Raw genomic sequence first — 9,548 nt, 5'->3', positions numbered from 1 at the left:
CCCGGGGGGCCCCGGGGGGGCCCGCCCCCCGGGGCCCCCCCGAGGTGCTGGCCACCGCGGATGTCGTCGCCGCCGAGGACACCCGGCGGGTGCGCCGGCTGGCGCACGCCCTCGGCGTGACCATCGGTGGGCGGGTGACGTCCTGCTACGACGCCGTCGAGGGGGCGCGGGCCGCGACGTTGACCGAGTACCTGATCGCGGGGCAGACGGTCGCGCTGATCACCGACGCCGGGATGCCGGCCGTGTCCGACCCCGGGTTCCGCGTGGTCGCAGCCGCTGCCGCCGCCGGCGTGCCGGTCACGGTGGTGCCCGGGCCGTCCGCGGTGACGGCGGCCCTGGCGGTCAGTGGGCTGCCCAGCGACCGGTTCACGTTCGAGGGCTTCCTGCCTCGACGCGGTGGGGAGCGGCGCGGCAGGCTGCGCGAGCTCGCGGCCGAGCGGCGCACGATGGTCTTCTTGGAGGCCCCGCACCGGCTGGCGTCGAGCCTGACCGACCTGGCCGCCGTGTTCGGCGCCGAGCGCGCCGCCGTCGCCTGCCGCGAGCTGACCAAGACCTGGGAGGAGATCGTCCGGGGCGATCTCGGCCGGCTCGTCGCCTGGGCCACCGACGGCCGCGAGATCCGCGGCGAGTTCACCCTCGTCGTCGCGGGCGCCGCCGTCGCCTCGCGCCGGCTCGGGTTCGCCGACCTGGCCACCGCGACCGAAAGCGGCGTCGAGACGTCGGCGATCCCGCCTGATTCGATCCTCGATGACCTTCGGGCTCCTGGCCCCCCGACCGCCGCCGAACTCGCCGCGGCGGTGGCCCACCACGAGGCCGCCGGGCTCTCCCGGGCCGCGGCCCGCCGCGCGGTCATGGACCAGTTCGGCGTCAGCCGCGCAGCCGTCTACGAAGCCCTGGTCGTCAACCGCGCCGGCGACGCGACGAGCCGGCGTCCTCCCGGCCGCTGACCATCACCCGGACCGGCACGGTGACCGACAGACCGGCACCCGGACCGGCCTAGCGGGAACTTCAGCCCATCCGCCGGGCTCACAGCGGCTAGACCGCTGACCCGAAGATCCAGGAATGCGGTCAGGGCGTGGTCGGCGTGGCCGCGGCTTCGGCGCGGGCGGCGGCCAGCCGGCAGTAGGCGGCGACGTCGAGGGTCTCGCCTCGGGCACCGGGATCGACGCCGGCGGCCCGGGTCAGCCGGTCGACGGCGGCGGGTGAGCCGGCCCAGCCGGCGAGCGCGGTGCGCAGTGTCTTGCGGCGCTGAGCGAAGGCGGCGTCGATCGCGGCGAAGACGTCCGGGCGCAGCTCCGCCGGCGCCGGGGCTGGCCGGCGGGTGAAGGCGACCAGGCCGGAGTCGACGTTGGGCACCGGCCAGAACACCGACCTCGGTACCGCCCCGGCCGAGCGCGACTCGGCGTACCAGGCGAGCTTGACGCTCGGCACCCCGTAGACCCGTCCGCCGGGTGGGGAGGTCAGCCGGTCGGCGACCTCCGCCTGAACCATCACCAGGCCACGCTCCAGCGACGGAAACCGCTCCAGCAGACCGAGCAGCAGTGGCACGGCGATGTTGTAAGGCAGGTTGGCGGCCAGCACCGTCGGAGCCCCAGCCGAGCCAGCAGGGCTGCCCGCGTCGGCCTGTCCAGCGGGGCCGGCGACGCCAGGCGCGCTGGCAGGGCTGACGGGCTCGGCCGGCCGGGCAGGGCCGCCAGGCCCGGCCGAACTGGCAGCGCCGTCGTGCAGGTGGGGCTCGTCGGGCAGGTCGGCGGGGACCAGCCGCAGCGCGTCCTTGGTCAGCACGGTCAGCCGTCCCGCGGTCGCCGGGTCCAGCCGGGCGGCGGCGGTCGCCGGCAGGGCGGCGGCCAGCGCGGGGTCGACCTCGACGGCGAGCACCCGGCGCGCGGCCCCGAGCAGGCCGAGCGTGAGCGAGCCGATTCCCGGTCCGACCTCAAGGACGACGTCGTCCGGCCCGATGCCGGCCAGCCGCACGAGCCGGCGGACCGTGTTCGGGTCGACCAGGAAGTTCTGCCCGCGCTGCTTCGTCGGCCGCAGATCCAGGGCGGCCGCGATCGCCCGGATGTCAGCCGCCGACAGCAGCCCGTCCTCGGGCACGGCCCTCAGGGCCCCGGCCCGTGGTCTGGCGCCAACCTCTGCCACGTCGGCGGGTCTACCAGGGCCCGAAGACGCGCTCGGCGGTCGCGGCCACGGTTGCGGCCAGCTCGTCGACGGCCTCGCCACGCACCTCGGCGATGGCGCGCAGCGTCAACGGCACCAGGTACGGGCTGTTCGGCCGGCCGCGGAACGGCATCGGGGTCAGAAACGGCGCGTCGGTCTCGACCAGCAGCAGCTCACGCGGGGCGACGGCCGCGGCCTCGCGCAGCTGCTCGGCGTTCTTGAAGGTGACGTTGCCGGCGAACGACATCACGTAGCCGGCCGCCGCGCAGGCCTTCGCCATCTCGGCGTCGCCGGAGAACGCGTGGAAGACGACCGTGGCCGGCGCGCCCTCCTCGGCCAGGATGCGCAGGGTGTCGTCGTGCGCCTCCCGGTCGTGGATCATCAACGGCCGGCCGGTCTCCTTCGCGATCGCGATGTGGCGACGGAAGCTCGCCTGCTGGGCCGCGTGCTGCTCCGGCGGGGTGCGGAAGTAGTCGAGCCCGGTCTCCCCGACGGCCCGGACCTCGGGGCGCCGGGCGAGGGCGGTCAGCTCGGTGAACGTCGCCTCGTCGACCCCGCGGGCCGCCTCGTTGGGATGGATCGCGACCGCGGCGTAGACGTCCGGGAACTCGGCGGAGACCTCGGCCTGCCACCGGCTCGTCGCCAGGTCCACGCCGACGGTCACCATCCGCCGGATGCCGACCGCCCGCGCCGCGGCGACCGCGTCGGCCGGGGCGGCGTCCATCAGGTCGAGATGGCAGTGGCTGTCGATGATCTCGATGTCCAGCGGCTCCGGCGGCGGCGGCGGATCCCCCTTGCGGCCGGTGTCCTTCGCCCGCACGTTCGCGCCACTCACGTCGTCACCTCTGCCACCTGATCACCTCGTCCAAGGCCAGAGCACCTGCCTTCACAGGCCTGTGGAGGCCCGGGATACCCTTCGGACGGACGGCTGTTCGCGCGCCTCGTAGATCCTATGGGTCGTGAGTGGCGGTCCTCGTGTGGCCAGATCCTCGGGATCTGGCCGCCCTGCCACCATCGGGGATGCCACTTTCCATGGGTTGCTTGCTACACGGATGCCGATGACCGCTCTGACCGTCGCGCTTGTCACGCCTCTCACCGGTCCCGACGCGGCGCAGGGCCTGGCCAGCCTGCGCGGCCTGACATTGTGGGCGCGGGACGAGCACGTCCCGCTGCCCTGGACTGATATCAGCGTGACGGCCTACGACGCGTACCCGGATCCCGCCGCGGCCATGCGCACCGCCGCTGCCGGGCGGCCGGTGGCAATCCTCGGCCCGTTCGGCCGGCGCGCGGCCCTGGCCGCCGTCGCCGCGACCGACCGGGTCGTGTTCAACGTCGGCGCACCGATCACCCGGTTCATGCGGCAGACGTACCCCAAGGTCATCAACGTGGCCGCGCCGTCGTCGACGTGGCCGCGCCAGGTGCTCGCGCTGGTCCGGTCCGCGGACCGGACCGCGCGCAAGGCTGCCGTGCTGCTCGCCGCCGGCGACTTCGCGGTCGAGACCACCGCGAGCATCAAGGCTGCCGGCCGTTCGCTCGGCTTCGACGTCACTACCAGCACGTTCGGCCCCGGCCAGGCGGCTCTCGCCGCCAGCCGGCTGCCGTCAGCCGACGTGCTGATCGTGCACGGCGGCCCGGACGACGAGCTGACGGCGGCCAGCGCCCTGCTGCGCCGGCCCTGGCGGGCCGCGGCGTTCTCCACCGCGGTCAGCACCCAGGTCGCCACGAGCTTCGGCGACGCCAGCGACGGCCTGCTCGCCCCGGGCAGCTGGCTGCCGGACAGCAAGGCCGAGACCGCCACGGGGCCGACGGCCTGGCAGTTCACCGGCGAGTTCCACGCGCTGCACGGCACCCCGCCGACGGCGACCGCCGCCTGGACCTACGTGTCCGGGCTCATCCTGGGCGCCTGTATCCGCCACGCCGGCAGCGTCGACGACTCGGCCGTGCTCGCCGCCGCCCGCGGCATGGACACCACGACACTGCTCGGCCGGTTCCGCCTCGACGAGACGACGGGCCTGCAGGTCGGTCACCAGATCCCGATCGTGCAGTGGCAGTCCGGCGCCTCCTGGACGGTCTGGCCGCGCGAGGGTGCCCGCGCCCGGTTCGCCCACCCGCGCTGGCAGGCCCGCACCGCCAACCCCGGCTTCACCCCGCGCACCTACCACTGACCCAGAGCGCCACTGACCCGGCTCGCCGCCGCCCGGACCCCGTCCGGACCGCCGGGAGGCCGTCGGGGCTCGCCGAGACGGCACCACACCAGGCGACCATGGGGCCGAGCGGTTGTACTTGGTGCGAGCAGGAGAGCTGGGAGGTGGCGATGCGGGCCGGACCGACCGCGGCGCTGCCTGGCGTCCCGGAGGCGCCGGGACGCGCCGCCCCGGGAGCGACCGGTCCCGGCCCGGCGCCGCGGGCGCCACGCGGGCTGCGGCGGCGGCGGCTGCTGCGCAGCACGGCCGGGCTGCTCATCGTCGGCTTCCTGCTGACGACCGCGAAGCTGTACGTGTTCCCGAAACGGGACCCAGCGGTGCCCGTCGACGCGATCGTGATGTTCGCCGGCAGCGCCGGGCGGCTCGACCTGGCGGTGACCCTGGCCCGCAACGGCTACGCCCCGGTGCTGGCCGTCTCCCAGCCGACGCCGACCGATCCCTGCCCGCCGGACACCATCCCCGGCGTCGAGGTTCTCTGCTTCCACCCGAAGCCGCTGACCACGCAGGGCGAGGCCCGCTGGACGGGCGCGACCGCCCGGGCCAGGGGCTGGCGGTCGATCATCGTGATCACCTCGACGCCCCAGGACACCCGCGCCCGGCTGCGGCTGAGCCGCTGCTACGACGGGGGCGTGCGGGTGATGAGCGTCGACCCGCCGAACCGCCCGACCTGGGCCTACATGGTCGCCTACGAGTGGGCCGCCACGCTGAAGGCCCTCACGTTCCAGCGCTCCTGCTGACCGGCCGCCGCCGCGAGCCGAGGTCTAAAGCGCGTCGATGCCGACCGCCCGGCGGACGCCGGCCAGCACCGGGCGGGCGCGGTCGCGGGCCTGCTCGGCGCCGTCGGCGAGGATGCGGTCAAGCTCGCTGCCGGGAACCATGAGCTCCTCGTAGCGCTCGCGCAACGGAGTGAGCCGCGTGTTGATCGCCTCGAACAGAGCGTTCTTCAGCTCACCCCACCCGGTTCCGCCCGCTTCGAGCCGGCGCCGCATGTCGGCGACGTCCCCGGGCGTGGCGAAGTTCTCGTAGAGCTGGAAGGCGGCCGAGGTGTCCGGGACCTTCGGCTCCTCCACCGGGGTGCTGTCACTCTTGATCGACCGGACCAGCTTGCGAAGCCGGGCCTCCGGGGCGAACAGCGGGATGGTGTTGCCGTAGGACTTGCTCATCTTGCGGCCGTCGAGGCCGGGCAGCACCCGTCCGGTGTCCCCGGGCGGCGTGACCGCCTCCGGGATCTTCAGCGCGAAGACGTCGCCGAACAGGTGGTTGAACGAGCCGGCGACGTCGGCCGCGATCTCCAGGTGCTGGACCTGGTCCTGCCCGACCGGCACCACGTCGGCGTTCATGATCAGAATGTCGACAGCCATCAGCACCGGGTAGTTGAACAGGCCCATGTTGATGCCGGAGTCCAGGTCGGCGATGCCGGCCTCGGCGTTGCGGTCCCGGGCGGCCTTGTAGGCGTGGGCCCGGTTCATCAGGCCCTTGCCGGTGACGCAGGACAGCACCCAGGTCAGCTCGAAGATCTCCGGCACGTCCGATTGCCGGTAGAAGATCGTCTGCTTCGGGTCCAGGCCGAGGGCGACCCAGGTCGCGCCCACCGACCGGGTCCAGCCCGCCAGCGAGGCCCGGTCCCGGACCGAGGTCAGCGCGTGGTAGTCGGCGATGAAGTAGATCGACTCGTAGGACGAGGCCATCTCCAGCGCCGGGCCGATCGCCCCGATGTAGTTGCCCAGATGCGGCTCGCCGGTCGGCTTGATCCCGGTGAGCGAGACCTTCTGACCCTGGCGCGAGCCGTCGTGCGCGTCCTCGTGTGCCACGGGGCTCAGTTTACGGACGCGGGTCCACCCAGTTTCCCGGCGTGCAGGCGGACGGCTTCCCTGCGTGCAGGCGGGCGGCTTCCCTGCGCTGCAGGCGGGCGGCATAGCCGACCATGAAGCGGACATGGCGGGCCGCGTCACGCAGCGAGTGCAGCTTCGAGGTTCCCGTCCGCGGGTGGTAGGTGATCGGCACCTCCCTGACCCGCAGCCCGCTGGCCGCCGCCGCGACGACCAGCTCGGAGGCCAGCTCCATCCCGCCCTGGCGCGGCGCCATCCGCTCGTAGGCGGCACGGGTGAACGCCCGCATGCCCGAGTGCGCGTCCGTCGTGCGCAGCCCGAACAGCCGGTTGAGCATCCGGGTGAGCACCGGATTCCCGATCCGCCGGTGGGTCCAGGGCATCGCGCCGGGCCGGATGTCGCCGGCGAACCGGGAGCCGAGCACATAGTCGGCTCCACCTGCGCGCAGCGGGTCCAGGAGCCGGGGCAGCTCGCCGAAGTCATAGGAGCAGTCGGAGTCGCCCATCACCAGGTAGTGGCCGCGGGCGGCGGCGAACCCAGCCAGGTAGGCGTTGCCGTAACCGCGGCGCGGCTCGCGCACCACCCAGGCGCCGGCCTGCGCCGCGACCCGCGGCGAGTCGTCGGTGGAGCCGTTGTCGGCGACGACCACCTCGCCTGACAGCCCGGCCGCGGCGAGCCCCGCGTGGGCCGCGCGGACGCACCGCCCGACTGAGTCACGCTCGTTCAGGCACGGCATCACCACGGACACCAACGGCTGGTCGCGTCCCCCGGGAGCGGGCGGCCCGGGTTCGGCGGCACGGGGACGGATCGCTTCGGCCGGGCCGCCAGGGGTGCGCGGGCCGCCGGCGGCCTCAGAAGTGGGGCGGGTGGCCGGGTATCGCTCCGGCTTGACGGTGTGCTCGGTCACGCAGTCTCGTCTACCCCCTCCAAAGCGCGGAACGCACAGTGTCCAGCTGGCATGAAATGACAACAGACCAGCGCCGTCGCGCCCGACTTCAAACCTCAGAGCGAGCGATCGATAACCAAGAGTGTCCAATTAGCGATCATCGGCCGCGGGATCGCGGCGGCTAACCGGGGGGTCGCTGGATCCTTGCCGAGACCGTCGGGGATCGTGGAGCGGGTCACCACGTCCCGCGGCCGGTCCCGCCGTCGGGCGGGGCCTGCGGCCGTCGTGCGCGCCCGGAGGCATATCGGGGGGATCCAGGGCGTTGCCTGCCCCGACATCGGGGACGGCGATCGAGAGGAATCAAGATGGCGGATGTATCGGTGCGTTTCGCGATGACCGATGACAGCGAGATCGTGCTCAACCTCTCGCTCACCCAGGCAATCCGACTGACCGAGGCGATCGCGTCCAAGGTGAGCCAGGCGATGACGGAGCAGCCTCGGATGAACAACTCGATGACGGGCTCGATGCCCGCGGGCATGAACGGCACCGGCGGCTACCCGCCGGCCGGTCGCCCCGGCCCGTACGGCACCGGCTGACCGGCGCCCCACGACCGCGTCGGCACCCCATCACCGCGCTGGCGTGCAGCCGACAGCATCCGCCCGGGCAGCCGACGGTGGAAGATACGGAAAACCGCTCGTCGGACCGATAACCTGTCCCTGAAGATCGCACGCGCCCAGGCTGGGTTGGTCGAGCAGGCTGAGTCGAGCAGGCTGGGCCGAGCAGGCTGGGCTAGTCGAGCAGGTTGCCCGGGTGATGCCGTCGGCGCCACCCGGGAACGGGCCGGCGGCGCGGCGGGCTGCACACCGATCGAGCACGCAACGACAGCCCGGGCCGCCCCAAGGCCCGGGCGGCGAGGGCCGGCCACCGTCGGTCCGACGGGCGCGGAGGGGAACGATGGTGGGACTGGACCGTTTCCGGGTGGTCGTGGAGGCGGGCCGCGGCCAGGAGACCGGCGTGGTGGTCCGACTCCCCGGTGTCCTCATCGTCGCCAGGGTGGGCCGGCCACGGACGGCCGACACAGCCCGCCGGCTGCTGGACCTGTGCGCCGAGGTAGCCGCCGAGCCGGGTGACACGGCGAGCACCGGCCGTCGCCTGGTCCGCCGGGTCGCCGGCCTGCTCGCCGCCGCGGACCCCGAGGACGTGCCGGACTTCGCGCTGCTGACCGCCATCGGCGAGCGGATCGCCGCGCTGGTGCACGGCGCGATGGACGTGGCCGCAGGCGGCTCCAGCCCGATCACCCTGTCCGGAGTCGAGTCGGCCACCTGGGTGGACCGGCTGCTGCCGGATGGCATCACCCACCTGCACATCGCCCCGAGCGACCTGTCCGACGGCTCCGGCCAGCCCGGCGGCGAGGGCTCCGAGGTGACCGGCACCGGTCTCGGCTTCCCGCTCGACCTGCGGGTCGGCGCGGTGCCCGGCGTCGGCGCGAGCCTGCTGCCGGCTCGGGACGCTCCGCTGCCGACCCCGCGGTCAGCCGCCGGCGACCTGTTGTCCAACTACGGCTCGCCCCGGGAGCCGGCGACCGCCGCGGAGCGCATCCCGCTGCCGGCCGACCGGATCCCCGAGCAGCAGTCGGTGGCCCCGCCGCCGCTGGCCCCGCTGCTCACCAAGGAGGAGCAGGCCCACCGGGCGCAGTCCGGCTCCGAGCCGACTCAGGCCGCCGACTTCGACGAGCTCGAGTTCGACGAGTACGACGAGGATCCGCCGACCGAGCTCGCCCGCCCGGTGGGGGGCACGGCCAACCACGACGACGCCCGCGCGCACGGCGAGCTCACCGAGGACGACGACAGCGAGGCGCTGACCCAGCTGCCGGGCCAGACGTTCACGGTCTCTGACCTGATCGAGGACGACGACGCGCCGACGATGCTGCCGGACAACGGCCAGGCGCAGGTCGAGGGCGTGCTGTGCCCGAACGGGCACTTCAACCATCCGCAGGCCCCGTACTGCGCCGACTGCGGCGCGTCGCTGTCCGCGCAGGAGGGCCAGTCGGTGTGGCGGCCACGGCCGTCGATCGGCGTCCTGGTCTTCGACGACGGCCAGACCATCCCGCTCGACATCGACCTGGTGATCGGCCGCCAGCCGGACCGGGACGACGCCGTGCGGGCCGGGAAGGCCCGGCCGCTGGCCGTCGAGGACGGCGAGAGCGCGGTCTCCCGGGTACATGCCGTCATCACCCTGAGTGGCTGGGACGCGGTGATCACCGATCGCGGTTCGGCGAACGGCACCTACATCGCCCCACCCGAAGCGACCGTGTGGACCCCGCTGGAGCCGAACCAGCCGGCCCCGCTGGTCTCCGGCACCCGGGTCCAGGTCGGCAAGCGGACCTTCGTCTTCAACGGCCAGGTCAACGTCTGAGCCGTACCGCCACGACCGCGCCGCCACGGACAGCATCGCCACGACCGCGCCGAG

At 73.9% G+C, this 9,548-nt stretch carries 9 protein-coding genes; 5 read left to right on the top strand and 4 right to left on the bottom strand.

Going from position 1 to position 9,548, the window contains the following annotated elements; genetic code table 11:
• Positions 1-947, top strand: a 947-nt coding sequence (gene rsmI / locus I6A60_RS04510; RefSeq protein ID WP_203055565.1) for a 16S rRNA (cytidine(1402)-2'-O)-methyltransferase, incomplete at its 5' end; no start/stop codon positions are given.
• Between the two features lie 121 nt (positions 948-1,068).
• Here rsmI and I6A60_RS04505 read toward each other — a convergent pair.
• Positions 1,069-2,142 (bottom strand): rRNA adenine N-6-methyltransferase family protein, encoded by a 1,074-nt coding sequence (locus tag I6A60_RS04505; RefSeq protein ID WP_307873527.1) that lies wholly within the window; start codon positions 2,140-2,142, stop codon positions 1,069-1,071.
• 10 nt (positions 2,143-2,152) lie between these two features.
• On the bottom strand, positions 2,153-2,995 hold the full coding sequence (locus I6A60_RS04500) for a TatD family hydrolase (protein ID WP_203020066.1): 843 nt from the start codon (positions 2,993-2,995) through the stop codon (positions 2,153-2,155).
• Positions 2,996-3,218: 223 nt separating this feature from the next.
• Here I6A60_RS04500 and I6A60_RS04495 point away from each other — a divergent pair, with 223 nt between their 5' ends.
• Both I6A60_RS04495 and I6A60_RS04490 read left to right on the top strand, forming a co-directional pair.
• Entirely contained in the window at positions 3,219-4,325 is a 1,107-nt protein-coding gene (locus I6A60_RS04495) for an ABC transporter substrate-binding protein (protein ID WP_203020068.1), read from the top strand.
• Between the two features lie 149 nt (positions 4,326-4,474).
• Positions 4,475-5,101 (top strand): YdcF family protein, encoded by a 627-nt coding sequence (locus I6A60_RS04490; protein ID WP_203020070.1) that lies wholly within the window; start codon positions 4,475-4,477, stop codon positions 5,099-5,101.
• Between the two features lie 24 nt (positions 5,102-5,125).
• Here I6A60_RS04490 and I6A60_RS04485 read toward each other — a convergent pair whose 3' ends face one another.
• Positions 5,126-6,175, bottom strand: a complete 1,050-nt coding sequence (locus tag I6A60_RS04485; RefSeq protein WP_203020072.1) for a tryptophan--tRNA ligase — start codon at positions 6,173-6,175, stop codon at positions 5,126-5,128.
• A 10-nt stretch (positions 6,176-6,185) separates the two neighbouring features.
• Positions 6,186-7,100 (bottom strand): glycosyltransferase family 2 protein, encoded by a 915-nt coding sequence (locus I6A60_RS04480; protein WP_203020074.1) that lies wholly within the window; start codon positions 7,098-7,100, stop codon positions 6,186-6,188.
• Positions 7,101-7,444: 344 nt separating this feature from the next.
• Here I6A60_RS04480 and I6A60_RS04475 point away from each other — a divergent pair, with 344 nt between their 5' ends.
• Positions 7,445-7,675, top strand: a complete 231-nt coding sequence (locus tag I6A60_RS04475) for a hypothetical protein (protein ID WP_013421808.1) — start codon at positions 7,445-7,447, stop codon at positions 7,673-7,675.
• A gap of 358 nt (positions 7,676-8,033) precedes the next feature.
• Positions 8,034-9,494 (top strand): FHA domain-containing protein, encoded by a 1,461-nt coding sequence (locus tag I6A60_RS04470; protein ID WP_203020076.1) that lies wholly within the window; start codon positions 8,034-8,036, stop codon positions 9,492-9,494.
• The last annotated feature ends 54 nt before the right edge of the window (positions 9,495-9,548 follow it).

It is taken from the genome of Frankia sp. AgB1.9, assembly GCF_016786355.1.
Classification (GTDB): domain Bacteria; phylum Actinomycetota; class Actinomycetes; order Frankiales; family Frankiaceae; genus Pseudofrankia.
The sequence above is the reverse complement of the archived record's forward strand: the minus strand, read 5'-3'. Positions and strand labels throughout refer to the sequence as shown.

Bases quoted from the DNA above. Each gene is read 5' to 3' on its own strand.
- I6A60_RS04495 (WP_203020068.1), top strand. From the start codon at position 3,219: ATGACCGCTCTGACCGTCGCGCTTGTCACGCCTCTCACCGGTCCCGAC.
- I6A60_RS04490 (WP_203020070.1), top strand. From the start codon at position 4,475: ATGCGGGCCGGACCGACCGCGGCGCTGCCTGGCGTCCCGGAGGCGCCG.
- I6A60_RS04475 (WP_013421808.1), top strand. From the start codon at position 7,445: ATGGCGGATGTATCGGTGCGTTTCGCGATGACCGATGACAGCGAGATC.
- I6A60_RS04470 (WP_203020076.1), top strand. From the start codon at position 8,034: ATGGTGGGACTGGACCGTTTCCGGGTGGTCGTGGAGGCGGGCCGCGGC.